The organism is Aneurinibacillus danicus, assembly GCF_007991215.1.
Taxonomy (GTDB): domain Bacteria; phylum Bacillota; class Bacilli; order Aneurinibacillales; family Aneurinibacillaceae; genus Aneurinibacillus; species Aneurinibacillus danicus.
Genome location: NZ_BJXX01000047.1, coordinates 1 through 25,111, shown reverse-complemented (window position 1 = coordinate 25,111; position 25,111 = coordinate 1). Strand labels below are relative to the sequence as shown.

28 protein-coding genes and 3 riboswitches are annotated in these 25,111 nt (G+C 47.3%); of the genes, 5 read left to right on the top strand and 23 right to left on the bottom strand.

Annotated elements, in window-relative coordinates; all coding sequences use genetic code 11:
• Positions 1 to 68: 68 nt before the first annotated feature.
• A complete protein-coding gene (locus ADA01nite_RS05035; protein ID WP_146808864.1) occupies positions 69 to 530 on the bottom strand; it encodes a PepSY-associated TM helix domain-containing protein in 462 nt (153 codons plus the stop codon).
• Between the two features lie 223 nt (positions 531 to 753).
• Between ADA01nite_RS05035 and ADA01nite_RS05030 the strand changes: the two genes are divergently transcribed.
• From ADA01nite_RS05030 to ADA01nite_RS05015, 4 genes are all read left to right on the top strand, one after another.
• On the top strand, positions 754 to 1,428 hold the full coding sequence (locus ADA01nite_RS05030; RefSeq protein WP_146808863.1) for a response regulator transcription factor: 675 nt from the start codon (positions 754 to 756) through the stop codon (positions 1,426 to 1,428).
• Entirely contained in the window at positions 1,418 to 2,836 is a 1,419-nt protein-coding gene (locus ADA01nite_RS05025) for a sensor histidine kinase (protein WP_246147225.1), read from the top strand. The genes ADA01nite_RS05030 and ADA01nite_RS05025 overlap by 11 nt, the downstream gene beginning before the upstream one ends.
• A 113-nt stretch (positions 2,837 to 2,949) precedes the next feature.
• A complete protein-coding gene (locus ADA01nite_RS05020) occupies positions 2,950 to 3,366 on the top strand; it encodes a hypothetical protein (protein ID WP_146808861.1) in 417 nt (138 codons plus the stop codon).
• Position 3,367: 1 nt separating this feature from the next.
• Entirely contained in the window at positions 3,368 to 4,036 is a 669-nt protein-coding gene (locus ADA01nite_RS05015; protein ID WP_146808860.1) for a PspA/IM30 family protein, read from the top strand.
• Positions 4,037 to 4,146: 110 nt separating this feature from the next.
• On the opposite strand, the gene ADA01nite_RS05010 is transcribed toward ADA01nite_RS05015, so the two are convergent.
• From ADA01nite_RS05010 to ADA01nite_RS21910, 16 genes are all read right to left on the bottom strand, one after another.
• Positions 4,147 to 4,533: a DoxX family protein gene (locus tag ADA01nite_RS05010; protein ID WP_146808859.1), complete on the bottom strand. Its 387-nt coding sequence runs from the start codon at positions 4,531 to 4,533 to the stop codon at positions 4,147 to 4,149.
• Positions 4,534 to 4,698: 165 nt separating this feature from the next.
• Complete coding sequence (gene kynB / locus ADA01nite_RS05005) at positions 4,699 to 5,325, bottom strand: arylformamidase (RefSeq protein ID WP_146808858.1); 627 nt, start codon at positions 5,323 to 5,325, stop codon at positions 4,699 to 4,701.
• Between the two features lie 24 nt (positions 5,326 to 5,349).
• Complete coding sequence (gene kynA, locus ADA01nite_RS05000; protein WP_146808910.1) at positions 5,350 to 6,198, bottom strand: tryptophan 2,3-dioxygenase; 849 nt, start codon at positions 6,196 to 6,198, stop codon at positions 5,350 to 5,352.
• Positions 6,199 to 6,273: 75 nt separating this feature from the next.
• Positions 6,274 to 7,560: a kynureninase gene (gene kynU / locus ADA01nite_RS04995; RefSeq protein WP_146808857.1), complete on the bottom strand. Its 1,287-nt coding sequence runs from the start codon at positions 7,558 to 7,560 to the stop codon at positions 6,274 to 6,276.
• A 179-nt stretch (positions 7,561 to 7,739) separates the two neighbouring features.
• A complete protein-coding gene (locus ADA01nite_RS04990; RefSeq protein WP_146808856.1) occupies positions 7,740 to 8,777 on the bottom strand; it encodes an aliphatic sulfonate ABC transporter substrate-binding protein in 1,038 nt (345 codons plus the stop codon).
• A gap of 23 nt (positions 8,778 to 8,800) precedes the next feature.
• Positions 8,801 to 9,547: an ABC transporter permease gene (locus tag ADA01nite_RS04985; protein WP_371863538.1), complete on the bottom strand. Its 747-nt coding sequence runs from the start codon at positions 9,545 to 9,547 to the stop codon at positions 8,801 to 8,803.
• Positions 9,548 to 9,704: 157 nt separating this feature from the next.
• On the bottom strand, positions 9,705 to 10,484 hold the full coding sequence (locus tag ADA01nite_RS04980; protein WP_371863536.1) for an ABC transporter ATP-binding protein: 780 nt from the start codon (positions 10,482 to 10,484) through the stop codon (positions 9,705 to 9,707).
• Between the two features lie 36 nt (positions 10,485 to 10,520).
• Complete coding sequence (locus ADA01nite_RS04975) at positions 10,521 to 11,705, bottom strand: LLM class flavin-dependent oxidoreductase (protein ID WP_146808854.1); 1,185 nt, start codon at positions 11,703 to 11,705, stop codon at positions 10,521 to 10,523.
• Positions 11,706 to 11,971: 266 nt separating this feature from the next.
• Positions 11,972 to 12,763 (bottom strand): enoyl-CoA hydratase, encoded by a 792-nt coding sequence (locus ADA01nite_RS04970; protein WP_218029534.1) that lies wholly within the window; start codon positions 12,761 to 12,763, stop codon positions 11,972 to 11,974.
• A gap of 45 nt (positions 12,764 to 12,808) precedes the next feature.
• Positions 12,809 to 13,540 (bottom strand): ABC transporter permease, encoded by a 732-nt coding sequence (locus ADA01nite_RS04965; protein ID WP_146808852.1) that lies wholly within the window; start codon positions 13,538 to 13,540, stop codon positions 12,809 to 12,811.
• Positions 13,534 to 14,343 carry an ABC transporter ATP-binding protein gene (locus tag ADA01nite_RS04960; protein WP_146808851.1) on the bottom strand — a complete coding sequence of 270 codons (810 nt, stop codon included), beginning with the start codon at positions 14,341 to 14,343 and terminating at the stop codon, positions 13,534 to 13,536. The genes ADA01nite_RS04965 and ADA01nite_RS04960 overlap by 7 nt, the downstream gene beginning before the upstream one ends.
• A gap of 14 nt (positions 14,344 to 14,357) precedes the next feature.
• Positions 14,358 to 15,470, bottom strand: a complete 1,113-nt coding sequence (locus ADA01nite_RS04955; RefSeq protein ID WP_146808850.1) for an ABC transporter substrate-binding protein — start codon at positions 15,468 to 15,470, stop codon at positions 14,358 to 14,360.
• 67 nt (positions 15,471 to 15,537) lie between these two features.
• Positions 15,538 to 16,296 (bottom strand): CoA-transferase subunit beta, encoded by a 759-nt coding sequence (locus ADA01nite_RS04950; RefSeq protein ID WP_146808849.1) that lies wholly within the window; start codon positions 16,294 to 16,296, stop codon positions 15,538 to 15,540.
• A gap of 6 nt (positions 16,297 to 16,302) precedes the next feature.
• The gene (locus ADA01nite_RS04945; protein WP_146808848.1) at positions 16,303 to 17,322 is read right to left on the bottom strand and encodes a CoA transferase subunit A; all 1,020 of its coding nucleotides are present in this window, start codon (positions 17,320 to 17,322) and stop codon (positions 16,303 to 16,305) included.
• A gap of 91 nt (positions 17,323 to 17,413) precedes the next feature.
• Positions 17,414 to 17,514, bottom strand: a riboswitch (SAM riboswitch).
• 508 nt (positions 17,515 to 18,022) lie between these two features.
• Entirely contained in the window at positions 18,023 to 18,193 is a 171-nt protein-coding gene (fbpA, locus tag ADA01nite_RS23005; protein ID WP_170230151.1) for a Fur-regulated basic protein FbpA, read from the bottom strand.
• The gene (locus ADA01nite_RS21910; RefSeq protein WP_170230150.1) at positions 18,138 to 18,275 is read right to left on the bottom strand and encodes a hypothetical protein; all 138 of its coding nucleotides are present in this window, start codon (positions 18,273 to 18,275) and stop codon (positions 18,138 to 18,140) included. The genes fbpA and ADA01nite_RS21910 overlap by 56 nt, the downstream gene beginning before the upstream one ends.
• 14 nt (positions 18,276 to 18,289) lie before the next feature.
• Positions 18,290 to 18,397: riboswitch (SAM riboswitch) on the bottom strand.
• Positions 18,398 to 18,665: 268 nt separating this feature from the next.
• On the opposite strand from ADA01nite_RS21910, the gene ADA01nite_RS04935 reads away from it, so the two are divergent.
• Positions 18,666 to 18,962, top strand: a complete 297-nt coding sequence (locus ADA01nite_RS04935) for a DUF2325 domain-containing protein (RefSeq protein ID WP_246147224.1) — start codon at positions 18,666 to 18,668, stop codon at positions 18,960 to 18,962.
• A gap of 225 nt (positions 18,963 to 19,187) precedes the next feature.
• Here ADA01nite_RS04935 and ADA01nite_RS04930 read toward each other — a convergent pair whose 3' ends face one another.
• The 6 genes from ADA01nite_RS04930 to ADA01nite_RS04905 form a co-directional block, all read right to left on the bottom strand.
• On the bottom strand, positions 19,188 to 19,391 hold the full coding sequence (locus tag ADA01nite_RS04930) for a YezD family protein (protein WP_146808845.1): 204 nt from the start codon (positions 19,389 to 19,391) through the stop codon (positions 19,188 to 19,190).
• 172 nt (positions 19,392 to 19,563) lie between these two features.
• Complete coding sequence (locus ADA01nite_RS04925) at positions 19,564 to 20,703, bottom strand: sulfate/molybdate ABC transporter ATP-binding protein (protein WP_146808844.1); 1,140 nt, start codon at positions 20,701 to 20,703, stop codon at positions 19,564 to 19,566.
• Positions 20,704 to 20,715: 12 nt separating this feature from the next.
• Positions 20,716 to 21,585, bottom strand: a complete 870-nt coding sequence (gene cysW, locus ADA01nite_RS04920; protein ID WP_146808843.1) for a sulfate ABC transporter permease subunit CysW — start codon at positions 21,583 to 21,585, stop codon at positions 20,716 to 20,718.
• A 3-nt stretch (positions 21,586 to 21,588) separates the two neighbouring features.
• Positions 21,589 to 22,431, bottom strand: coding sequence for a sulfate ABC transporter permease subunit CysT (cysT, locus tag ADA01nite_RS04915; protein ID WP_146808842.1), 843 nt, complete (start codon positions 22,429 to 22,431; stop codon positions 21,589 to 21,591).
• A gap of 15 nt (positions 22,432 to 22,446) precedes the next feature.
• Positions 22,447 to 23,460, bottom strand: coding sequence for a sulfate ABC transporter substrate-binding protein (locus ADA01nite_RS04910; RefSeq protein ID WP_146808908.1), 1,014 nt, complete (start codon positions 23,458 to 23,460; stop codon positions 22,447 to 22,449).
• A gap of 162 nt (positions 23,461 to 23,622) precedes the next feature.
• Positions 23,623 to 23,727, bottom strand: a riboswitch (SAM riboswitch).
• A gap of 366 nt (positions 23,728 to 24,093) precedes the next feature.
• Positions 24,094 to 24,972, bottom strand: coding sequence for a hypothetical protein (locus tag ADA01nite_RS04905; protein WP_146808841.1), 879 nt, complete (start codon positions 24,970 to 24,972; stop codon positions 24,094 to 24,096).
• Positions 24,973 to 25,111: the final 139 nt, after the last annotated feature.

Here is a 25,111-nt window from a genome sequence, read left to right as displayed (position 1 = left end):
ATGTAAAAGAGAAGAGAAAGGGAGCACTATACTGCAATTTGAGTCGCCACCAGGGTTTCTTGTCAATATTAAACCACCTTGTCTTGAACACCTTTGATTGTTTTTTTCCTTCTACTCTGCGCCCTTACGATTTGAATCGATAAAGTGATACCTGTTACAGTAAGAATAATTAAGCCTATCGCCGTAATATCCACCAGGATTTTAACGTTTGTGCCCCCAATCCTTCCCTCGTGAAGCCCTCTAATAAAACCCATAAGACCAAAACCTCCCCTGTCCTCTTCTGGAGAAATTGCTCCCGGTTTACCGGCCTGAGACAGCACGCTTTCACTTTGATTCGTGCTTTGAGAAGGGAGACTCCCCTTTTCCCGGGTTGAAAATGACGCTCGTTGCTCCATTCCCGGTCGCCTTTCACCCTTGTCCATCCCGATAAGCCACGGCTCAGACAGAAGAAGCCCCGTAATAGCTTCAATTAGTATAAAGAAAGAAGTAAGTAATCCAATCCACAAATGTAACTGGCGTCTTTTTTTCATAATCCTGTCTCCTCATCTATAAAGTTTTTAGCATTTTTCATACATACACGCTCCTTACTACGACCTTTTGTTTTAAACAATTCCTACTTTAGGCATGGATGGTGAAAAAACAGTGAAATTTTGCGGGGAATATAGATTTTTTACGCGTTTTTCACCAAGGTCGTTTACAATCATAAAAGTAAATAAACAAAAAACCGTAGCTTCTATATAAGGAGGAGGACCTGTGAACATTTTATTGGCTGAAGATGATCTGGTCTTGGGCGAGCTCATTGCTCACCTTTTGAAAAAAAAGGGGGGATACAAAGTAGAATGGCTTACTCAAGGAGATGATGTGTACGATTATGCTATAGAATCTCATTATGACCTGCTCATTCTCGACTGGATGCTGCCGGGCGAAGAAGGGGTGAGCATATGCACCCGCCTGCGAAAAGAAGGATATTCAGGTGCCATCATTATGCTGACGGCTAGAGATGCCCTTCAAGACCGGATTATCGGATTGGATGCGGGAGCAGATGACTACTTGATCAAACCGTTTGAGATAGATGAACTTCTTGCGAGAATCCGTGCATTAACCCGACGGAACTATGCGCCGATCCAAGAGCAAATCGTGCAGATACAGAATATTACAGTGAACCTTACGAACCGTACAGTCTCATCTAAAGAGAAAGAAATTTTGCTGACACCACGGGAATTTCAACTGTTGGATTTGTTGATTCGCAACAAAGGACAAGTCCTCTCCCGCGACGTTATTTATGACAGGATTTGGGGATATGATTCTGATGCAACAATGAAAACCATTGATGCCACCGTTAAATTGCTTCGCAAGAAATTACATGAGGCCGGTCAAAGGGACATCATTCAAAGCATTCGCGGGGTGGGATATAAACTTGAGATTTAATTGGCTATCACGCATTCAACATTGGAAAAAAGACGTATTTATCCATACACAAACCCGGCTCACCTTTCAATACAGCGTGTTAATTATGGTTTTCCTTACGCTGTTTATTACCATAGTGTACTTTTTGGTCCACACAACAATCTCTCGTGAACAAGAGCAGCAGCTCCACATCCTCGCCGACCAACAAACGCTCGAAATTAAAAATGCACTGAAAGATGGAGTGCTTAGCCAGCAGGAGTTGGACAATATCAATACAACGCAAGAGAATGGAAATCAATTTTTTTACTATGTGATAAATCCAAGCGGAAGAATTCTTTTTGGAGAGGCGGTCATTGGTCGGAGCCAGCCGGAAATTTTACGCCTCCTCCAGGGGTGGATGCCCCAATCGAACGAAATCCATTATGGGACTATTACCATCCATCCTCCCAGACGCGGCGGCCCGCATGAGGGGCCTCTTCGTAAAGGACCGCCTCATGAAGAAGAGCGGCATCCTATCGATTTGATGATGACCGGCCGAGCCATTTATCTAGGGGATCAATTGGTAGGGATTTATTATACGGGAAAAGACATTTCCTTTTACTATGAATTGATCCGCCGGCTGCTTGCCATTTTAGTTACATTGGGACTCCTGTTTTTGGGCATTGCGCTCGGGCTTAGCTATTTCATGTCCAAGCGAGCCATGATTCCCATTCGAAATTCTTTTCACCGGCAGCGGGAGTTTGTCGCGGACGCTTCCCATGAACTGAGGACCCCTCTGAGTATTCTGCAATCCTCTCTTGATGTTCTCGAAATGGAGGAAAGCAAGCAGATGTCAGGGTTCTCTCAAAACGTATTATCCAATATGAAAAATGAAGTCAGGCGGATGACGCATTTGGTCGGTGATTTATTAACGCTGGCGCGTTCCGATTCCGGAGTACCGGTTCTTCGCTATGAAACCTTTGATTTGATCCCGCCGGTGGAACAATTGATCCGGTCTGCACAAACCCTTGCGCAAGCCAAGAACATCAACCTTCAGTTCCACGCACCTTCGACGCTGACGGTTCACGGCGATCATGAAAGGATAAGACAGTTGCTTTATATCCTGCTAGATAATGCCATTAAATACACGCCGAATGAAGGGAGTGTAAGCCTTACGCTCTCCGCCGCATCGCGTGAAAAACAGCAGGCCTTGCGTATCGTTGTTCAAGACACCGGTATCGGCATTCCGCCTGAGGAACAAGGCCGCATTTTTGATCGGTTCTACAGAGTAGATAAAAACAGATCCAGGCAAATGGGAGGAACCGGTCTTGGTCTGTCGATTGCCAAGTGGATCGCAGAAGCCCATCATGGAACGATTCAAGTTTCCAGCATACCGGAAAAAGGGAGCACTTTTACCGTTATGATGCCGATTGTGCGCCAAAAAGCGTAACGCTATCCGTTGCGCTTTTTCTTTTTTCGCTGCCTCCTTGGTTTTCACCATTCTTTCACCATTCCCTCCTATAATCAAATCTGTCGAAAGGACAAGCCAAAGGAGGAAAGATAATGAAAACAAAAGCATGGAAAGTCGTACTATGGATGCTGGCAGCCCTCTTTATTCTGCTTGCTATCCAATGGGTTATGGGAATGCCGGGGGGACCGGACATGCATGCAGCGCATCATGGTCCTCCATCATTCCATCCCGGTTATGGGCATGGACGTCCCCATTTTATGTCTGAACACCACCCGGCGGGCATGTTCTATTTCATTGGCACTGCTTTATCCCTTGTTTTCTGGTTGGCGCTCATCGCTGTCATAATCGGATGGCTGCTGAAAAAAAGAGGCACACGCCATTTCAATCATGCAATCACAGAAGCGCCGGTTTCTTTTTACAGCTATACCACCAATCCCCATCAGCTAGATCTCTTAGATGAGTGGGAAAAAAAGCAAGCAAACCAAACAAATCATAAGGAGGAACAATAACATGGGAATTTTTAAACGTATCAAGGACATTACCACGGCTGAAATAAACAGGCTGCTCGATCAGATAGAAGACCCGATTACCATGCTGAACCACTATGTGCGGGAGATGGAGGCGGGAATTGCCAAAGGACAGCAGGCTCTTTCAAACCAAATTTTCCTCGAAAAGAAACAGTTGGCACTTATACTAAACACAGAGAAAATGATAGCCAAAAGGACGCGCCAGGCGAAACTGGCTGTGGATCAGGAGGAAGAAGCCATCGCAAAGCTGGCCTTGCAGGAAAAACTGAGCCTGGAGAAAAAAGTAACACTGTATAAAGAACAGTATGAAACGATTAAAAACCAGACAGGCGCGCTATGCGAAAAGCTGAATCAACTCAAGAAGAAATATAATGAATTGCAGCACAAGAGGCTCCTTTTACTCTCCAGGCTCAACGTAGCTCAATCGATGAAACAGATGCACAATACATCCGTTTTCTTGCGTACAGAAACCATAACGAAAGGGGTGGCTCGTGCAGAAGAACGAATTTTGATGATGGAGGCTGAGGTCGAGGCAAACAGTAGACTGCTCCAGGATTCGCAAATCATTTCTTCCTATATGAAGGACGCTGCTCTTGAAGAAGAGGTACAGAAGGAATTAGAGAACCTAAAGAAAACCCGGATTTTATCTTGACAATCCGTAAGCGCTGTCGAGACACCTGGGCAGCATGAAAACCCGGAACTCTAAATTCCGGGTTTTCGTTGTTGAACGGCTTACCATAATAGGCGGGAGCGAACAATCATTTAGAAAAGGGTATAAGAACCGGGACCGATCAGCGCTACGCCAATCGCGATGGCAATCAAAACCAAATTGTATTCAAACCCGTTTGCGGTTGCCCAGTATCCGTTTTTCGCATGTACAGTAAAAGTGGCGACCAGCATAATGATGACGATAAGCGCAGCACCAACCGACGTCAAAATGCCTGCCGCAAACAAAGCACCTCCCACCAGCTCCCCTGCTCCGGCCAGAAAGGCCATCCATACACCCGGTCTCACACCAATAGACTCCAACCATCCACCGGTGCCTTTCAGTCCATAGCCGCCAAACCAGCCAAACAGCTTTTGTGCACCATGCCCCATAAAAGTTAAGCCAATAACCAAACGGATAAGTAAAATTCCAGCGTCCGCCATTTTGCAACCCTCCGTTTATATTTTTGTACATTACTAACTTTATGAAAGTACAGTAACGCTTATTACTTACTTTTATAAAGGCAATATCATAAAAAACCGGCCTAAAAGCAGGCCGGCTTATTCGCTTCCACGTTGTTCATTCTTCCCGAAGCATCCGCCGATTCGTTAGCGGCACTTTCTTAGTACAGCCCTCACCGGACTTCCATCCGCTTCTGCCAGAGGCAATGGAAGAGCCGCTAGTTCATAGTCTCCGGGCGGTACATCGTCCAGCACGATTCCTTCCAGGATGTGAATCCCGTAACGGGTCAGCCTATGGTGGGCGGGCAGCTCTTTGCTGTCCAACGGGTCGACAGAAGGCAAATCCAGGCCAATCAGGCGAACCCCTTTTTCCGAAAGATAGGCAGCTGCTTCAGGCTGTACATGGGGGATGTTCTCCGGGAAAACACTCCGGTCCCGCCAGGCACCTGTATAAATCAATAGCCGGTTTACTCCCTCTATCCCTATGCTATTCAATTCATTCAAACCAATCCTGTCAGTGCCGGGCAGATGAATGACACGGGCACGACCAATATATACATCCAGGTCCAGTTCAATCACCCGCTTTCCTTCATCATCAAAATGAAAAGGAGCATCAATGTGCGTACCTGTATGCACGCTCATGGTGATCTGACCTACATTGACCGATCCGCTGTCCCGCTTTCCCCAATTCAGCCGATAGGAAAAAGGCGTATCCCCCGGCCAAACGGCCGCCTTTTCGTCCAGCCGCTGGGAAATGTCAATCCATGAATTCATCGGTACCCCTCCGTTGGACTCCGCTTACAGCTTCGTTCTCAAACTCCATAATTCAGGGAAAAAGTGCTGCTCCAGCGCCTTTTTTAAATACGTAACACCCGATGATCCGCCGGTTCCCTGTTTATGGCCGATAATACGTTCCACCGTGATCATATGATTGTACCGCCACAACTGTTGCCCGCTTCCGATATCCACCATTTTCTCCGCCAGCTCATACAAATCCCAGTATTTATCCACATTGCGGTACACAGTCAGCCAGGCGGCTTCCACACTGGCATGAGGCTGATACTGTTGTGATAGATCCCTTCCAAGACACTCCCCATCAATCGGCAGTCCGCGGGCTGCCAGCGCTTCAATCGCCGCGTCATAAAGGCCGGGCTCATGAAGCGCTTTCTGCATTTGGGCATACAGTTCAGGCTGATGCCGAAAAACGGCCAGCATATGAACGTTTTTATTTCCAAGAGCAAATTCGATCAGCCTGTTTTGGTAAGATTGGAATCCGGATGCATGGCCCAGTTTATCCCTGAACTCCATATATTCAGCCGGTGTCAGAGTGGACAGGACACTCCATGACTGAATCAACTGCTGCTGTATTCTGGAAACACGGGATAACATCTTACACGGCGCTTCCAGCTCGCCGCAGCGGATACACCGGATGGCTGCGGATAGCTCATGTAAAATCAGCTTCATCCATAACTCGCTGGCCTGATGAATAATAATAAAGAGCATTTCATCATGATGCGCGGACAATCTCTGTTGACTGGACAATACCTTATCAAGCTGGAGATAATCTCCGTAAGACATCTCTTTTTTAAAATCAGTATGAATGTCTTTTCCTAATCCCGACTTGGCATCGTCCTCATTTTTGTTCATGTGCGGCATGACGTTTTCCCCCTCCGCTTTCACAAATGGGCTTTTTATCCGCTTTCGGCTAATTCCACTTGATAATTAAGCGATCACTTCGCGCTCGTTCTTAAATTTTTTGTATTGTTTTTCTTCCATTATATTTTTCAGCGTTTGTACGGCTTTCCAAATCTCCGCATAAGAGGTATAGAGCGCGATCGGCGCAAGACGAATCATGTTAGGCGCACGAAAATCGGGAATGACACCGTTTTCTTTCAGCGATTTGCAGATGCGCGCGGCCTCTTCGTGCTCAAGGCTAATGTGCCCTCCCCGGCGCCTGTCATCTCTCGGATTTCCAATGACAAAACCCATATTCGGAAGCTCGTGTTCAAGCAAATCCATCAAATACCGGGTCATATGCAGGGATTTCCGGCGAATGTTCTCAATGCCAGCCTCTGCAAAAATTTCCAGAGAGCCGATCAAAGGAGCAAGACTCAATATATGGGGCGTTCCAATTTGATAAGCACCCGCTGTTTCCGCCGGCGTCAGCGTATGCTCCATGTCAAACTGTTTGTCTTTTTTTGAACCGAACCACCCGGCCAGACCTGGATGACGCCCGAAATGCTTCCGATTAACATACAATCCACCCACACAGCCGGGACCGCCGTTTACATACTTGTAGTTGCACCAGTAAGCAAAATCTACACCCCATTCACTAAAGGAATGCGGGATTGCCCCAATGGAATGGCATCCGTCGAATCCGATCAAAATTCCGCGGGCATGGGCTTCCTTTGTCAATCGCTCCATATCCAGGATTTGACCACTGCGGTAAAGAACGGTCGGCAGGATAACGAGAGCAATCTCGTCCGTCATAGCGGCAATGATATCTTCCTCTTCAAGGAATCTGCCATTCCGGCTTCTTACCTGAATAAGATGCGTATCCGGCTCGTATCCGTGCAGACGAAGCTGGCTTTGCAGCGCATAAATATCGGATGGAAAAGTAAGCTCATCCGCTAGAATCCTGGTTCGTTTTCCTTCGGGCTGATAGAAAGTAGCCACCAGTTGATGTAAATTCACCGTGGTAGAGCCAGTTACGATTACTTCATCAGGAGCAGCTCCCACTAATGGCGCACTCATCTCCCCCAGTCGCTCTGACAGATAAAACCAGCGATGGTTTCCTCTGCTCCATCCGCCAATCCCCAGCTCTCTCCAATCATCCAGAGATTCCAACAATGTTTTCTCCGCTCTCTTGGAAAGAAGGCCCAGCGAATTTCCATCCATGTAAATGGAGGTAGGAGGTAAGTAAAACTCGCTGCGAAAGCGGGAAAGTCTATCGTTTTGATCCAACTGCCGGGCGCATTCTAACGTTGGTTCAAAAAAATAAAGAGACATAATAACCTCCTTGATGCGGAAGACTGTTACACGAATAAAATCATAGAAACAATATAGTGAGTATACATTACTAAAGATTCCATCATTTTATGCCCGATTTATACACTCTTTTTGCCGGAGTGCTACATTCGCAACAAAAAAGGCCCACTATGAAAGTGGGCAAAAAACGCTTCTATACTTTATTTGTTTTCCGCATTATACTCTTTTAAGGCTTTTTCAATATAAGAGTTATCCACGACTTCTTTGGTATCCACCTTCCTCTTAAGTCCGCCAAGATCGTACAGAAGATCTGCCGTTTCCTGCTGGTTTTTTATCACTTCATCGGTGATCGGAAGGTTCGCCGCTTCGGAGTTTTTGATAACCTGGCGAATAATCTTTTCGTCTACTTTCTTCAATTTTGCATACAATTTAACGGCTTCTTCCGGATGTTCTTTTTGCCAGCGGGTTGCTTTTTCCGTTACTTTCAAATAACGAACAACCAGGTCGGGATTTTCTTCCGCAAACTTACTGCGCACGATTTGAAATCCCGGGCTTGATGATTGAATCGTTTCCCCGTTAGCGATCACTTTCGCACCATTTTTGATAACCTGTGTGGATTGGAACGGCTCCCAAATCGCCCATGCATCGACGGAACCGGTTTCGAAAGCCGGCTGCGCTTCATCCGGCTGTAGTTGAATGATTTTTACATCGGCCGGGTCGATGTTCGCCTTGGCCAGAGCCTTGTATAACAGCCCGTAAGCGCTGCTTCCTTTGGCTACTGCAATTTTTTTGCCTTTTAAGTCCTGAAGCGTGCGAATCTGACTGTCTTTGCGAACCAGAATGGCATCGCCTTTCTCCCCGTTGCTTCCATTTGCGATTTCTTTAAACGGGACATTGGCCGCCTGGCCAGCAAGGACGGGAATGTTCCCCACCCGTCCAAAGTCCAGCCGGTTGGAAACGATAGCTTCAAAATAAGCAGGTCCACTTTGAAATTCCACCCAGTTCACCTTCGCACCGACTTTTGCGAACTCTTCTTCAAACCAGCCCTTTTCTTTTGCAATCAGAATTGGCCAGATGCTCTGTTGAATGCCGATATTTACGACTTTTTCTTCCTTGGTCTGAGCCTTTGCTTCTCCTGCATCCTTTTGACCCGCAGTTTCTTTATTTCCGCACCCTGCCACCAAGGCAAAAACCACTGTCAAAAGAAAAACCCCCATTAAACCTCTTACTTTTTTCATAACAAGCCTCCTTCTTCTTTATCCTATAGGGTGCCTTCTCCTTTATAGCTTTCACGCCATTTCAATAATTTGGATTCAAAATAGCGCACCAAAGAATCTGTCAATTTACCAACCAAAGCAAAAATAATAATGCCTACAAACACAATGTCGGTCTGGGTAAACTGTCTGGCGTCCATAATCATATAGCCTACCCCTTCACTTGATCCCATCAGTTCAGCCACAACAAGGCCGAGCCAGGCAATCCCCAGCGAGAGACGGATGCCGAGCAAAATGTTCGGCATGGCTGCAGGCAAAATGAGTTTGGTGACCAGCTTTACTCTGTTAAACTCAAGAATGCGTGCCACCTCAAACAATTTTGCATCGACTCCGCGAATGCCAAGGAATGTATTGAGATAGACCGGAAAGAATGCCCCTTTTGCAATCAACAGCACTTTGGACAGCTCCCCAAAACCGAACCACAGAATAAACAGCGGCATGACAGCCAGATGCGGAATGGTTCGCAGCATTTGAAGCGTAGGATCCACCGTCTGTTCAGCCCGGTTGAAAAATCCGACCAGTGTGCCCAGAATCAGCCCCAATCCCGCTCCTAGCAAAAACCCCAGCACGGCACGGAATATACTGATTTGTAGATGAGAGAATAATTCTCCGGACACAATCAGGTCGATGAAGGCCTGGCCAATTGCTACGGGCGTAGGTAAAATGGTACTGGAAACCAGATTCATCGCCCCAACCGTCTGCCATATCCCCAATATCATCGCAGGAAGAATCATTCCTTGAACTGCCTGTTTTCCTTTTGTTTTCAGTGCCGTAACCGCGTGACGATTGGGTTTGCTTTTTGCACTTTCCGTCGCGCCTGTAATGCGAATCGCTTCGTTCGTATTTTGCATACTGCCTCCCTCGCTGACTCTTCGTTTTTTAGGGGGGGCGTTATATACCCGACCCACCGATAAACTGAGCTTCTTCTATTTTTTCGAATTCGCTCATCACTCGTTGTCGAATCTCCTGAAAGCAAGTGCCCGCCCGCGCACGGGGATAGGGAAGATGGACAGGAATGATTTTGCTGATCCTTCCCGGCCGCGGACTCATGATGAAGACCCGATTGGCAAGATAGATGGACTCGTCGATATCATGGGTAACAAGGATCATCGTTGTTTTGTTCCGCCGCCAGATGTCCAATAAAACATCCTGAAGGTGATTGCGGGTAAAGGCATCCAAAGCTCCGAACGGTTCATCCAAAAGAAGAATGGCGGGTCTGCGCAGAAGTGCTCTCGCAATCGCCACACGCTGGGACATTCCTCCGGACAATTCCCGCGGGTACGCCTTCTCAAATCCTTCAAGGCGTACAACACGAATCAATTCATCCACACGGTTGCGGATTTCCGGGTCTTTCAAAGATAAATCGGCGGCGATGTTCTTCTCTACCGTCAACCAGGGAAATAAACGGTGTTCCTGAAAAATAAACCCCTGGTTAATGCCGGGACGCTCGATTTTCTTACCGCCGAGAATGGCTGCTCCTTCGTAATCCGTATCCAGCCCGGCGATAATTTTAAGCAATGTGCTTTTTCCGCATCCGCTTGGTCCAATCACCGTGATAAACTCCCCGGGCTTTATCTTAGCATTGATGTTATCCAGCACATGAATTCTGCCCTGCGGGTTCGTAAACGATTTATGAAGCGAGTCAATGCGCAGTTCTGCAGATTGCGTCAAGTCTCTTTTCTCCTCTCTCGCAGATATTGTTCATCGTTAAAGCTGAACGGTGGTATTTTTTTGCTGCTGCAGCTTTCTTTTTACGACGGGCAATAAAAGCTTCCCTGTGATTTCTGCTTCTTCCAGATTTGGGTAACCGGAAAAAATAAAGGAGGAGATGCCAGCGTCCACATATTCAATAATACGGTCAGCCACTTGCTCAGGCGTTCCTACCAGCATCATAGCGCCGCCTCCCCGTACGATGGATAAGCCCGCCCAAAGATTCGGAGCAATCACATACCCATTTTCCTCTGATTCGCTGCGAAGCTGGTTTTGTCTTTTCTGCCCTACTGCATCGGTTTGGGTAAATCGCACGTTGGATTGTTCTACCGCTTTTTTGTCTACTTTACTGATAATTTCCCATGCGGCTGCCCAGGCCGCCTCTTCCGTTTCCCGGACGAGTACCTGAGCCCGCAGACCGTAACGGAGCTGGCGGTCGATCCCTTTTTCCTGCCGAAGCTCCTTACGAATGCGTTCCATTTCGTCGATTTGCTCTTCAATCCATCCCAGCGGCTCCGGCCACATCAGGTAAACATCCGCGATTTCGGCGGCTGTGCGTTTTCCGGCTACTGAACTGCCACCAAAGTAAATCGGCGGATGCGGTTTTTGTACGGGAGGGGGGTAACTGGCCCCGCCCTCAATCTCATAATATTTCCCTTTAAAATGAACTTTTTTGATTTCCCGGTAATTTTCATTTGCAGCCAGATATTTAGACTTATGTGTATTAGAGTTAATCAGCACCTCTTTTACGATGGTCATGAATTCCAGCGTTCTTTCGTATCTTTCGTCATGCGAGAACGCCAGCGGATCGCCCATCGCCACAAGATCCGGTGGTGTACCGCCCGTTACTACGTTAATGGCGACTCTTCCGTTGGAAATGTAATCGAGGGATGTCGCCATACGCGCCGCCGTAATCGGTGAAATAAGACCTGGACGCATAGCCACCAGCGGACGCAATACCTTGGTATGGGTTGCGATAGCCGAGCCTACAATCCAGGCATCCAGGCAGCCGCCTCCTGTCGGAATAAGCGCAAACGTATAGCCCGCCTCTTCGGCAGCCTGCGCTACCTGAATCATGTAACCTGCTGTAGACTCGCGTTCTAATTCTGTTCCAATATATTTCCCATCGCCTGTCGTAGGAATAAACCATCCAAATTCTACATCCTGTACCGCTGTTGACATTTTCTCCGCCTCTCCTTTTTAGTAATGTCTTCGATAATGACGAAGCAAAAACAACAAAAAAAGACTCTATCATTTTGCAAACACAGGCAAAATAACAGAGCCTTCAGTTGACTGATCGGCCATCTAAAATGCTATCAATTTCTCACATTATAAACATTTATATTCCGATAAGTCAAGTAAGAATAAAAAATCACTGGATGGATCAACACGCCTTTCGGTGATAAAAGGCAGGGGTTTTGTTAGAGCTACGGAAATGCATAGTATGATTAGCGCCCTCTCCAGATCGGAGGACGCTTTTCGAGAAAGGCGCAAATGCCTTCATGCGCATCTTCCGCTACTGCATTTACACTCATCACTTCACGAGCAAAAGAGTAGGCAAGAGACTGTGGCATCTCCATCTGTTTATAGAAGGCTTGCTTGCCGATTCCGACCGTATACGGACTGGCTTCCGCGATTTTGCGGGCAAGCGCTTCTGTCGCTTCCGTCAGCTTCTCTTCCGCCACAGCCCGGTTAATGAGTCCGGCGGCTACGGCATCCTGAGCCGACATTGCCTCTCCTGTCAAAAGCATCTCCATCGCTTTCTTGCGGCCGATGGCACGGGAAAGAGCCACCATCGGTGTAGAGCAAAACAAACCGATTTTCACGCCCGGGGTCGCAAAAACAGCCGTATCCGCTGCCACAGCAAGATCGCACGTCGCTACCAACTGGCAGCCGGCGGCGGTGGCGATACCCTGCACCTGTGCAATAACCGGCTGTGGGATTGTCTGAATCGTTTCCATGAGTTCACTGCAAACTCCAAATAAATTCCGATAGAATGACGCCGTCTCTCCTCTCATTTCTTTCAAATCGTGACCGGCGCAAAAAGCAGGCCCGGCGCCGCGCAATACGACAACAGCAACAGAACGGTTTTCTTGTATTTGTTTAAAGCAGTGGAGCAACTCTTTCATATGTTCAAGAGAAAGAGCATTTCTTTGGGCCGGACGATTCATGGTTACATAAGCAATCGCCCCTTCAATTTCAAATAAAATATGTTGATAGGCCTCTGTTTGAATAGACAAGTGAAACATTCCCCTTTCAAAACGAATTATTTTTTGTTCCCGGGACTAACGTTCACGCCAGCGCAGCACATAACGCTCCGTCCGCCGCATAATCTGCGTGAGTCCTGCTACAACCAGGCCGATAAAGAGAATCCCGGAGACGACACGTGGATAATCCCCAAAATCACTATAGTTTTTTACATACCATCCGAGACCGGAAGATCCCCCCACAATTTCCGCCGCCGTAAGCAGAATAAATGAAAGAACAAGACCGATCGTCATCCCGGAAAAAATGCTGGGCATCGCTCCAGGCAACAAAATTTTGGCGTACCAATCTTTTCTCGAAATGCCAAGGGTATGCGCGGAATCCAGTAGCCGGTGGTCAATCTGCTTGACTCCGTTCACGGTATTTAAAAAAACCGGCCAGAACGCCCCGATATAAAGAATAAAAGAGGAGGCGAGCCAGAATGTCGGCAGCAGCGCCACTGCATACGGAATGTATACGATCGGTGGAATCGGACTAGCCAGATTTGTGAATGGATGGATAAGCCGCTCGATCCGTTTGCTTTGTCCAACAAGCAGTCCGAGCGGAATAGCCGTAACGATAGCGCAGCCAAACGAAACAAATAAAAGAGTAAGGGATGAGAGCAAACTGGTGAAAAGGAAAGGATAGTCTTCCCCAATTATCGACAGTACGGCTGTCGGACCCGGAAATAAAAAAGGATCTAACCATTGGAAAACATCCGTTGTGATATACCATACGATACCGATAAGAAGAAGCGGCAACCACCCTACCATCCGGCAACCCTCCCTTGCTGTCCCGAAACGTCTTCTCCCTGCAGCAGGCTAAGAAGGCGGGCGCGAATATCGAGTAGCTCCGGATTGCTCAAAAGCTCATTACGTTTGCGCGGCCTCGCCCATGGAATCGCAATCAATTCAGTTATGCGCCCCGGATTGGCTGCCAGAACGGCAATCCGATCGGATAGGTAAATCGCTTCGTCCAGATCATGCGTAACCATAATTACCGTGGGCTTCGGCTTTTTTTCCTGCCAAAGCCGCAAAAGAAGCTCCTGTAGCTGCGCACGGGAAATAGCATCCAGCGCGCCAAAGGGTTCATCCAGCAGCAGAAGCGGCGCTTCGAGCAAAAGCGCACGGGCGATGGCTACCCGCTGCTGTTGGCCGCCGGACAGTTGAATGGGATATTTCTTTTCTGAACCGCTTAGTCCGACCTGGTCAAGGATATGGCGGACCCGCTCCTGGTGATCCCGCCTGGCTCCCTTTCTTTCCTTTTGTTTCAGCGCAAAGAGTAAATTGTCCTCCGCCGTCATCCATGGGAAAAGGGAGTACGTTTGAAACACAACGCCGCGGTCAAGTCCAGGACCTTGAATTTTATGTCCCTGCCACAGAACGCAGCCCTGGGACGGCTCAGATAACCCCGCCAATATATGAAGCAGGGTCGACTTTCCACATCCGCTCGGACCCAACAGGGCAAAAAATTCACCCTGTTGGATCGTGAGACTGACCCGGTCAAGCGCCACAAATTGTTCTTTCTTTCCGGTTGCAAAAACTTTGGATACGCCTTCGATGCTAAGCCCGTTCATTTTGTTCTCCTTTCTCAATGATGCCCATGATTGGCGGCGGTAAAGGTTTGCTGCGCTTGTTTATAGAACGGATCCTGCGGATACTCTTTTTGCAGCTCGGCCAATGCGGTTGCATAAATATCGGTAGTAAAGTGGTCATGCACCTTTGTCGCATCTTTGATGTAGCCCACGGTTTGCATCTGCTCGGCAAATTTAAATACACCGTCTTGATTCGGATCTGCCGAGCTAACTTGATATCCGCCATACAAATCTTTCTCTAATGTGTCTTTGTCCACATTGATATATTTTGCTACATCCGCCACTGTCTTCTCTTTATTTTCTTGCTTGAATTTTTCTGCCTGAATAAGCGCTTTTACAATTTTTACGTATTTTTCCGGGTTTGTTTTTATGTTTTCTGATTTTGCGATGACACGGCAGCACGGATGATCAGGGAATAGTTCATTCGAATAGCTTGTAATCGCCAGCCCCTGCTTCGTAGCAAGCTGAATAAACGGCGTCCATACTACCCCGGCATCCAAACTTCCTTTTTTCACACCCTCAATGACCGCCTTTGGGGAGTCGAACTCTATAATCTTGACATCTTTTTCAAGGTTTAGTCCTTGCTGCGCAAGGGCACCGCGTAGTACAGCATCGCCGGTGGCCAGACGCACAGTTCCGATTTTCTTTCCTTTTAATGTATGCAAATCTTTAAAGCGATCCGCATGTTCCGGCTTCGCAACCAGTGCAGCACCTGTCCCCATGGTGCCTGCGTACATGGTAAGATCCGCATCTTTATCAAGGAACGTCAGCGGTGCCGCAGTACCGAACGAGCCAGAGTCCAATTTGCCGGACAACACGGCATTGATGCCTTCCCCTGAATTGGTAAATGCATGCAACTCTGCCTTAAGGCCCTCTTTTTCGAAAAAGCCTTCTTCCTGGGCAATAAAGTATAAGGCGTGTCCCGAGGAAGGAAGGTGGCCAATTTTCACTACTTCTTTTTGCTCTGGACTCTTGCTGTTTTCTTTTGTTTCATTGTGAACAGGAGCGGACGCGCTATTTTTCCCCTCCTGAGGCGCGCACGCTGTTACCCCTCCTAGCAGAGAGAGCGCGAGTAACCCCGTTCCCCACCATTTTATCGACTGTTTCATTTTTTACCCCCTTTTCATATGTATAAACTTGGTTTTTTGTATGTGTGTTATCTTTCTCTCCCGTCCATCAGGCAAGGACAATGCCATCCGGATCCAAATTGTACATTTGGTTTACCTCTTCTTCCGTAGGATCAGGAATCGTCTCTACATCGGGATGAATATCAATATCAAATCCACTGTTGGCCTGCACATCTTCTATCGTAACTCCTTCATATATCTGCAAAAGTGTCATACGGCGTGTCTCTTCCGGAAACCCGTATACGCCAAGCTGCGTCACGACACGATACGGGCCGGTATTCGCCGGAAGTCCGCTTCTCTCCCGTGCGCCTGGTCCGTCTAAATACCCCGGACTGGTTAAGAAGTTCAGCTTCGGCGTGAATTTTCGTTTGTCCTGACGCATCAAAATAATGGTACGCCAGCAGAGGGAGGCGATATCGGAACCGCCGCCCGAACCCGGCAGGCGAACCTTCGGATTCTCCCAGGACCCGATGACGGTAGTGTTAAGGTTGCCGTACGGATCGATTTCAGCCCCGCCCAGGAATCCATATTCAATGTACCCGGCCTGCGCCAGGCTCATGACATAATCCATTGACCCGACGATGACCCCGTTTTGGAAAGTCAACGATTCGCTAACCTGAATGGGGAGTCGCCCTTCCGGCTGTCCGCCTACGCCGCCCCCTTCATAAATCGTAAGCAATCCCGGCGCATGAAGGCGCTGTGCAAGCGAAGCCGACAGCATGGGCATACCGGTGCCAACGAACACGCTTTTGTTATCCTCCAGTAGTCTTGCCGAAGCCACAATCATGCGTTCCGTATCTGTAGCCATCGCTGTTTACCTCCTTTTTGCAACTTTCGGGTATTTTTCGATGCCATGTTCGATATGTTCTAGCTGACGGAGCCTGCAAAGACCTCCGATTTTTTCAAGATATTCGTAATGGTCTTCCGTCCCAAGAATATAGCGGTGCAGATAATCCTTTACCCCTTCATCCGTAAGAGACGCATCCAGCCATTCCTGCCAGTGTTGTTCATCAAAGGAATACAAGTACGGCACCTGATTCGGATGCGAGCCGTACGGCACTTCTACAACCGCATCAACCACAAAATAAGGAATTTTGGTCAAGTCCGGACGGCGTGTAATTTCTTCTTCCGGGATAATCCTTTCCGTTGTAATGATTACGTGCTTGGCAGCATGTGCGAGTTCAAAATCTTCAGTTATATTGCCGTCGATTTGGCAATTTCCATACTTATCTGCCCGGTGTACATGAAGAATCACCACATCCGGATAGCATGCCGGAATTAATTCGATCGGCTTGCCGGTAAATGGGTCTTCAATTTTCTTCGATCCGCTATAATGCAGCGTATCGGTTCCGATAGCGGTACGGGTGGGATAGAACGATAAGCCTTTCATGGCCGCAGTAAACCGCCATTGAAAAGCTGCATTGGTCGTCTCAGAGATAACAGAGAGCTGCCCGCTTTCAACTGCTGCACGCGCCGGGCGGGAGAGTCCCCGAATCTCATCGCCAAATCCGTATGCAACCTCTGCTCGGCTGACAAGGCCCGCTGCCGTAAGCAGGTTCCAGTCATGCTGTGAGCCTTTTGCGCCTACGGTTAAATCGCCGATTCCCTGACGAATGATTTCATATACAGCAGCCATTGGCGTCCGTACTGACCCCATTCCGCCAAAAACAATATAGTCTCCCGGCTTTACGCCCTGTTCAATGGCCTGTTTTAATGCTACTCGTTTGTCCTTTTTTTCTACTGATTTGTGCTGTCTGCGATAGGCTCGCATTTCGTCCGGATCGGCCCAGCCGTACAAATACATATCTTTTTTGTTTTCTACAATCTGACTCATTTTCTCCTCCTTGTGTAAAATTGCCAATAAAAAACCAACCTTCTAAAAGATAAAAGGTTGGTTATATGATTGCATTTTACCAGAATCCAACCTCTTATCTTTCAGAACTGTGTGTCTGCTGGAATTGGCACCGACTTTATATCGGTTGCCGAGGTTTCATCGGGCCAGTCCCTCCGCCTCTCTCGATAAGAGAATATATTTTTATATAATTACGACATTTTTATTTTAAGTCGATAATTAACATTTGTCAACTTGGTTTTATTCCATTAATCTACTCATTTTTATGAATTAGCCGAGAACACTCGTGACTTCAGCCATGAGATGAATCGGCTTCGGACAAGGGAAGGTTTTAGCCTTCTCGCAAGTCCGACTGGATGGTATAATATATTTGTACAGATTGCTCATTGAAAACTGAATGTATGGGGTTGTGACAGGAAATCGGTCTGTCACGTAAAACATTCAACCTTCACACGCCACGCTGACCGAAAAGCGAAAACCAAGCAGTACGTCAGCGTGCCGAGTCCAACGTACAAGGTTTGTAACAACCGCAGGAACTGCGGGGATAGCTTGGTGGTACATCATGTACTAATTCTGTTCAGTAGAACGGACTAACCAAGAATCTCGTGGCTTTAGCCATGAGAGGTTCAATATATATCCATTACGAACGAGACCGACAGAGGGATTCATTAGGGCTAAATTGTTATATCCTGTATTCATCCTCCATATTAAACAACTCACGTTCTCCCAGGTGAATCCGACATAACAATATAATTTCCTCGATCGTGCACTCATAAAAATGGCGCCCATCTTCCCCTTTATAGATCCCTTTCTGGAACAGTTTCTCCTGCAGCCTTTCTCTTATTTCTTCCATATTGTTCATCACTACCTTTTTCGCTTTTCATACACGTGTTCATGCCGACATAAAAAAAGACCTCGAGAAGAGGTTTTTCCATGTATCAAAAGCCTCTTCTTATCTCTCAGGTTTCCCACCCGCTGGATGTAGCACCGTGCAGGCATCTGCCTGTGGTCGCTGAGGCTTCATCGGGCCATGTCCCTCCGCCTCTCTTGATAAGAATCATTTTTATGCAGTTCAAATGCTATATAATGCAGCCTAAAAGTCGGATTTTTCATCAGTATCCTGTTGTGCAATTTTGACTTCCTTGTTTGTTCTATCCCCCTTTCTTCATCAACCGGTGAAAACCTTCTCTCTGTAAATAAACTATACACAAAATCAAAAATAATTCCAAGTATTCTTATTATATTTATTTGAAATTCGAAAAAAAAATGATATGATTTAAAAAACATCGGTAATCGCGACAATGAAACAGGAAGGAGCAGATAGTATGAAGACGATCGCAATTATCGGCGGAAGCCAAAAACGCACCCTGCAAAAGTTAGCACAAAAGGAAGGATACCATGTTATTTTTCACGATGGAAAAACCAGTAAGAAAAAAGCGAAAGAATTTCTCCCTATTTTACGAAAAGCGGATTGTGTCGTCGTAATGGCCGGAGCGCTTAGCCACCCAAGCATGTGGACAGTACGTGAAGTTGCAGAAAAGCTTGGCAAACCCATTGCGTATCATCAAGGTTTTGGGGCTACAGGCGCACTGAAGAAAGGCACTAAACTCGTTACCTCATGAAAACAAACCTATCCGCTTTCAGAACAAGCCGCTCACCCTTCCCGGGCAAACCAAGGCGCAGGGCAAGAAATTGCCCTGCTCTCTGTTTTCCTTCGTACCACAATAAGAATGTTGATAAGTCAAGTGTAATGTACATACAAAAGGCTCCCGCTCCCTTGCGTACTGGCAGGCAAGTAGAGCCGGAGCCTTCGGTTGACCGATCGGCTGTCGGTGTGGTTTCGTTTGTTACTTTCTTTTAGACGAGAATCTCGATACATCAGTTGTTGAAGAAGACGACCGCTGAAATGGGAAGCGTTGCTTTTCCAAACGATCGATTTGTGTAATTTTTGAATCATGGATGGTGATTTGAATCGATCCATATTGCAGTCCTTGCAGCGCATCCAAAATATAATCGATCGTTTGGTTTCGTTCTTCTTTTTCTGCGGACACATAAACACCCCCTTCCCCTTATGAGATCACTTTGTTTTTGACTGTCAGAAAACCATCATGGCGTCTCAGCCGCAACCCCGACATAAAAAACCGTGGGAAGGATGGCTTGACTTTTGTGGTACGAAGGAAAAGAGAGAATTTCACAAAAAATAAGGTAGAATCGCTCCCATACCTAAGAGATATGAACGCGTTTATTTGTACTTAGATTTTCAGAAAGAAATGAGCCGTCAGATATGTCCAGGTCAACAAATCCGCTTCCTTCAATAAAAATTCGCGGCTTCTTGAAAGCAATGAAGACCGATCGGTTTTGTGCCAGCCCACTCTGCTGCCAGTACTCTTCCGTAATATCGACTTCAATCGGCACAGAATTTCCTTTTATTTCTACCTCCAACCTGACTCGCGCACCTACCGGGTATACCTGTGTCACTCTTGCCTGTAATCTCTGTGCCGCTGGTTCGGTGGTAATCTCCACTTCATGTGGACGAACAAATGCGATACATTCCTTGCCGTCTGGATGATGATACCCGGACAGATCCCATTCCAAGGAATCAAACTTCGCTTTCCCATCTTGAATCCGACCACGCACTTGATTCACTTGACCTAAAAACTGATACACAAACGGATTAGCAGGCTGCTGATACACTTCCCACGGCGTTCCGACTTGCTCCACCTTCCCCTGATTCATAACCACAACTTGATCCGCCACTTCCAACGCTTCTTCCTGGTCATGTGTCACAAAAATTGTAGTAATGTCCAATTCATGATGTAGCTGCCGCAACCAACGCCGCAGTTCCTGGCGCACTTTCGCATCCAGCGCCCCAAACGGCTCATCAAGCAGCAATACTTGCGGCTCAATCGCCAGTGCCCGGGCCAACGCCACACGCTGTCGCTGCCCGCCGGATAATTGGTCCGGATACCGATTCTCCAGCCCTTCCAGTTGCACCAGCTTAAGAAGCTCAGCCACTTTCACGCGAATTTCCTTCTTGGACGGGCGGAGTCTGCGCGGTCGAACCTTTAGACCAAACGCCACATTATCAAAGACTGTCATGTGACGGAAGAGAGCGTAATTTTGAAATACAAACCCGATACGAGGTGCTGCTATTTTTCTTTGTGCTTCTGCTTCTCCACCGAATAAAACATTGCCGGAATCCGGAATTTCCATCCCGCCAATGATCCGCAGCAGCGTCGTTTTTCCGGAACCTGACGGACCGAGCAACGCGACAAGTTCACCTTCAGGAATGACGAGATCAATTTCGTGTAACGCTGTAAAATTGCCGTATTTCTTATTCAGTGCTTTGATTTCAATGCTCATTTTTTACCCCCCTTAATGTCCCCGGCGAGCCGTTCTCCACTCGACCACACCTTTCACCACCAATGTCACGATGGCCAGAAGCGCCAGAAGCGATGCGACAGAAAAAGCAGCGGCGAAATTGTATTCGTTGTACAAAATCTCTACGTGCAGCGGCATCGTATTGGTTAATCCCCGAATATGACCCGATACGACCGACACGGCCCCGAATTCGCCCATGGCCCTCGCATTGCATAGAATTACGCCATACAATAGGCCCCATTTGATATTAGGAAGCGTCACCCGAAAAAATATCTGCCAACCGTTCGCTCCAAGCATGCGCGCCGCTTCTTCTTCCTCCGTTCCCTGGGCTTGCATCAGCGGAATAAGCTCGCGGGCGATAAAAGGAAACGTCACAAATATGGTGGCCAACACAATCCCCGGCACGGCAAAAACAATTTTCATGTTATAGGCTTCAAGCCAAGGGGCAAACATTCCCTCCATACCGAACAGTAGCACAAACATCAACCCGGAGATGACCGGCGAAACGGCAAAGGGCAAATCGATCAGGGTCAACAAAATATTTTTTCCCCGAAATTCAAACTTGGCAATCGCCCAGGAAGCGGCGACCCCAAATACAAGATTTAACGGCACGGCAATCGCGGCCGTAAGTAACGTGAGGGCAATCGCAGCCTGTGCATCCGGTTCCGCAATCGAAGCAAGATACATCTCTATCCCATCCTGCAAAGCTTCATAGAATACGATAACCAGCGGAAGTACCAGGAAAAGAAGAAGAAAGAGCAAAGCCATACCGATGAGTACCCAACGTACAATTCCCTCTTTCTTTGATGCCACGTTGACGACTTCCGTTTGCCTTCTCGATGATACCAGAATCGGATTCGCCATCTCTTACCCCCCTTTGGCAGTACGGCGATGACCGGTACGCCATTGAATGATATTAATGAACAGGAGCATCACAAACGAGGCAAGCAGCATAACGACGGCAAGCGCCGTGGCCCCTGCGTAATCGAACTGCTCCAGCTTGCTCATAATCAGCAGCGGCGTAATTTCCGTGTACATCGGCATGTTCCCGGAAATAAACACCACCGATCCGTATTCTCCAAGCGCCCGGGCTAATGCCAGCGCAAACCCTGTCAGCAGTGCAGGGTACAACTCCGGCAGAATAACCCTGCGAAACGTCTGCCATCTCGTTGCGCCGAGCGAGGCAGCCGCTTCCTCCACATGTCTATCTACATCTTCCAATACCGGCTGCACCGTTCGCACCACAAAAGGCAACCCAATAAAGGTAAGCGCAACAATGACTCCGAGCGGCGTAAAGGCAACCTTGACGCCAATGGTCTGTAAATAATGGCCGACGACGCCATTCTCAGAATAGATGGCCGTCAGCGCAATACCTGCCACAGCAGTTGGCAGCGCGAACGGCAAATCGACCAGTCCATCAATGACTCGTTTGCCCGGAAAAGAATACCGAACCAGCACCCAGGCCACAAGCAGGCCGAATACAACATTAATCAGTGCAGCAGCAAAAGCGGCCCCAAAACTAAGACGATAGGACGCCAGTACCCTTTGATCCGTTATTGTCGACCAGAACGCCTCCCATCCCATCGTCGCCGTCTTTAAAAAGACGGCGGACAGCGGGAGAAGAACCAGTATGCTTAGATAAAGCAGGGTAAACCCTAATGATATGGAAAAGCCGGGTAGGACGCTGAATTGTTTCCATCCTCGTTTCATGTCTTTCTCCTTGTGTTACGGTTTGTAGATTTGGTCAAAGATGCCTCCGTCGGAAAAATGCGTCTGCTGTGCTTTCTCCCATCCGCCAAACAGTTCATCGATAGTAAATGTCGCAATTTTCGGGAATTGCTTTTCATACTTGGCTGCAACGGAAGCAGAATGCGGGCGATAGTAGTTTTTCGCGGCGATTTCCTGGCCTTCTTCTGAATATAAATACGAAAGATATTCTTCCGCCACTTTGCGCGTGCCGCGTTTATCGACGACTTTATCCACCACGGCGACAGGCGGTTCAGCCAGAATACTCAACGACGGGTTGACGATTTCGAAATTTCCTTTCCCCAGCTTATTAACGGCAAGCAGCGCGTCATTTTCCCATGTAATCAGCACATCACCAATGCCCCGTTCAACGAAAGTCGTTGTCGCTCCCCGCGCTCCAGAATCCAGCACCGGCACATTTTTAAGAATGCGTGTAACAAACGCTTTTGCCTGGTTTTCATCTCCTCCTTGCTTCTTCAATGCATAGCCCCAAGCCGCCAGGTAATTCCACCTTGCACCCCCTGATGTCTTTGGATTAGGCGTAATCACAGAGATGCCCGGTTTCGCCAAGTCATCCCAATCTTTGATTCCTTTTGGGTTGCCTTTTCGAACAAGAAAGACGATGGTGGAAGTATACGGTGAGCTGTTGGAGGCCAATCGTTTCTGCCAATCTTTTTGAATTAAACCCTTCTTTTGAATCGCATCGATATCATACGCGAGGGCCAGCGTAACCACATCGGCTTCCAAGCCGTCAATGACAGCCCGTGCCTGCTTTCCAGAACCTCCATGCGATTGCTTAATGTTTACTGTCTGCCCAGTTTTCGTCTTCCAATACTGTGCGAACGCCTTGTCATATTCTTGGTATAATTCACGCGTTGGATCGTACGATACGTTCAAAAGTTGCACGGTTTCTTTCGGGGGCGAAGCAGCGCCGGTTGTTGTCTGCGCCTCCTTGGAAGCATTGCCGCATCCGCTGAGTGCCAAAGCCAGCATACTAACAGCCAGGCCGCACAGTACCCCTCTCTTCTTTTTCTTCTGATTTTCTTTACCTGTTACCATTTCTCTTTCCCCTTTCTGTGTGTAATCTTCATACAAATAAAAACGACCTCTTCGGTAGTAAGAGGTCGACAAAAATGCAGCATAGGAACGTCGCACCTCTTATCTTTCGAAACAATGTTTCGCTGGAATTGGCACCGGTTGAACGTGTCAATGGTTGCCGAGGTTTCATTGGGCCAGTCCCTCCACCTCTCTCGATAAGAGTCTAAATATTTTTTATTTCATACAGGTATATTAATCCTTTAAAACTCAGTTGTCAACTATGCTTTGTTCGTTTTATATGTTTTTCACTCCTTCCTCATGCCATATACGGAGTACATGCTTTTGAATCTTCCCAACGGATGTTCGGGGCAGCTCGGTTATAAATTCTACATATTCATGAACTTTGAACCTGATCAGCCGGTATTTGCAGAAGGAAATGATCCCCTCTTCCGAAACCTGTTCATTCTCCTTTAGAGAAGAAATGTTTTATCAGGATGAAGGGCTGTCTTTTCGTTAAGCAGGTCTCGCAAGGTTCCATTTCCAATTACATCCATTCCATTTACCTCTTTCCATTAATCGCAAAAATTTTTACGAATGCAACTTTTTCAATTGGGCAAGTACCTTTTCAGGTTCCGCATTCCCGGGGATCATCCCGTAAGCGAGTCCTATAGAAGGGAGTTCAGAGAAATCGGAATTCCCCTCCCAAAAATTCCGATTTAATCCCCCTCCAATGGCAAGTCCCTTCTTCCAAAGAGGAAGCAAGTCGCTACTTTCGCTATCTCCATAGAGATAAAAATCTAGCTCATCCCCGTCCCCGGTAATTCCATGAGCTATTCCCTCCTGCTGGATTCCCACCGACCACTGATAGTGTTTTACTATATTGAATACGGGCTGGTAGAGAGACAGAGCTTCATTTAGATCTAAAAGTGGAGAATCACTCTCCATGATGACAATCGCCGATAGTCCTGAAGTAGAAAAAGACCGTAAATACTCGGCCAAATATATAGCTGCCGCCTCGATATCATCATCGCTTATCGGATGATCCTGATCAAGCTGCACCACTGAATCCAACCATAAAAGCAATCTTTGTGGAGAGGGGATCGCAAGTACGATAGGCGGATTTCCCCGATAAAGAGTTTGTAGTCCTGATAAAACATCCAAAAGAACCCTTCTCGGTTCTTCCAGTGCCAGCAGTTTTTTTAAGGCAAATGTCGGTTTTCTGCCCACCCACGGTTCCCTGACCTCCGGTTCACGATGAATAAAGTCCGCGTAGAAGTCAAGGATAGAAAGACTCAGCACATCTGAACGAAGCAGTCCCTGCCCCTGGCTATAGATGGAGATAAAGGTATCTGGATTACTCCATAAGTCTTCCCTGCCTGCTGCAAAAAGGCGGTTGGCATAGTCAAGAAAATCTAACCAGACTTTTCTCTTCGTATCGGACGGAAATAAAAACTGTTTAAAATTCATTCCTCATTCCCCCCTTCATTTTTATAGTAGCTGGAAAAGCCAGCAAAAAATGACTTGCTGACTTTTCAGTTAACTATATTAATTTTATCTAAAGATTAGGAATTAATTTTTTCTTTTAATTCTTGAAGTTCTTTTTCTA

Excerpts from the sequence above, each read along its gene's own strand:
- ADA01nite_RS05035 (WP_146808864.1), bottom strand. The coding sequence starts at position 530 with ATGAAAAAAAGACGCCAGTTACATTTGTGGATTGGATTACTTACTTCT.
- ADA01nite_RS05020 (WP_146808861.1), top strand. The coding sequence starts at position 2,950 with ATGAAAACAAAAGCATGGAAAGTCGTACTATGGATGCTGGCAGCCCTC.
- ADA01nite_RS05015 (WP_146808860.1), top strand. The coding sequence starts at position 3,368 with ATGGGAATTTTTAAACGTATCAAGGACATTACCACGGCTGAAATAAAC.
- ADA01nite_RS05010 (WP_146808859.1), bottom strand. The coding sequence starts at position 4,533 with ATGGCGGACGCTGGAATTTTACTTATCCGTTTGGTTATTGGCTTAACT.
- kynB (WP_146808858.1), bottom strand. The coding sequence starts at position 5,325 with ATGAATTCATGGATTGACATTTCCCAGCGGCTGGACGAAAAGGCGGCC.
- kynA (WP_146808910.1), bottom strand. The coding sequence starts at position 6,198 with ATGAACAAAAATGAGGACGATGCCAAGTCGGGATTAGGAAAAGACATT.
- kynU (WP_146808857.1), bottom strand. The coding sequence starts at position 7,560 with ATGTCTCTTTATTTTTTTGAACCAACGTTAGAATGCGCCCGGCAGTTG.
- ADA01nite_RS04990 (WP_146808856.1), bottom strand. The coding sequence starts at position 8,777 with ATGAAAAAAGTAAGAGGTTTAATGGGGGTTTTTCTTTTGACAGTGGTT.
- ADA01nite_RS04985 (WP_371863538.1), bottom strand. The coding sequence starts at position 9,547 with ATGATTCTTCCTGCGATGATATTGGGGATATGGCAGACGGTTGGGGCG.
- ADA01nite_RS04975 (WP_146808854.1), bottom strand. The coding sequence starts at position 11,705 with ATGTCAACAGCGGTACAGGATGTAGAATTTGGATGGTTTATTCCTACG.
- ADA01nite_RS04965 (WP_146808852.1), bottom strand. The coding sequence starts at position 13,540 with ATGGTAGGGTGGTTGCCGCTTCTTCTTATCGGTATCGTATGGTATATC.
- ADA01nite_RS04960 (WP_146808851.1), bottom strand. The coding sequence starts at position 14,343 with ATGAACGGGCTTAGCATCGAAGGCGTATCCAAAGTTTTTGCAACCGGA.
- ADA01nite_RS04955 (WP_146808850.1), bottom strand. The coding sequence starts at position 15,470 with ATGAAACAGTCGATAAAATGGTGGGGAACGGGGTTACTCGCGCTCTCT.
- ADA01nite_RS04950 (WP_146808849.1), bottom strand. The coding sequence starts at position 16,296 with ATGGCTACAGATACGGAACGCATGATTGTGGCTTCGGCAAGACTACTG.
- ADA01nite_RS04945 (WP_146808848.1), bottom strand. The coding sequence starts at position 17,322 with ATGAGTCAGATTGTAGAAAACAAAAAAGATATGTATTTGTACGGCTGG.
- fbpA (WP_170230151.1), bottom strand. The coding sequence starts at position 18,193 with ATGGAAGAAATAAGAGAAAGGCTGCAGGAGAAACTGTTCCAGAAAGGG.
- ADA01nite_RS21910 (WP_170230150.1), bottom strand. The coding sequence starts at position 18,275 with ATGGAAAAACCTCTTCTCGAGGTCTTTTTTTATGTCGGCATGAACACG.
- ADA01nite_RS04935 (WP_246147224.1), top strand. The coding sequence starts at position 18,666 with ATGAAGACGATCGCAATTATCGGCGGAAGCCAAAAACGCACCCTGCAA.
- ADA01nite_RS04925 (WP_146808844.1), bottom strand. The coding sequence starts at position 20,703 with ATGAGCATTGAAATCAAAGCACTGAATAAGAAATACGGCAATTTTACA.
- cysW (WP_146808843.1), bottom strand. The coding sequence starts at position 21,585 with ATGGCGAATCCGATTCTGGTATCATCGAGAAGGCAAACGGAAGTCGTC.
- cysT (WP_146808842.1), bottom strand. The coding sequence starts at position 22,431 with ATGAAACGAGGATGGAAACAATTCAGCGTCCTACCCGGCTTTTCCATA.
- ADA01nite_RS04910 (WP_146808908.1), bottom strand. The coding sequence starts at position 23,460 with ATGCTGGCTTTGGCACTCAGCGGATGCGGCAATGCTTCCAAGGAGGCG.
- ADA01nite_RS04905 (WP_146808841.1), bottom strand. The coding sequence starts at position 24,972 with ATGAATTTTAAACAGTTTTTATTTCCGTCCGATACGAAGAGAAAAGTC.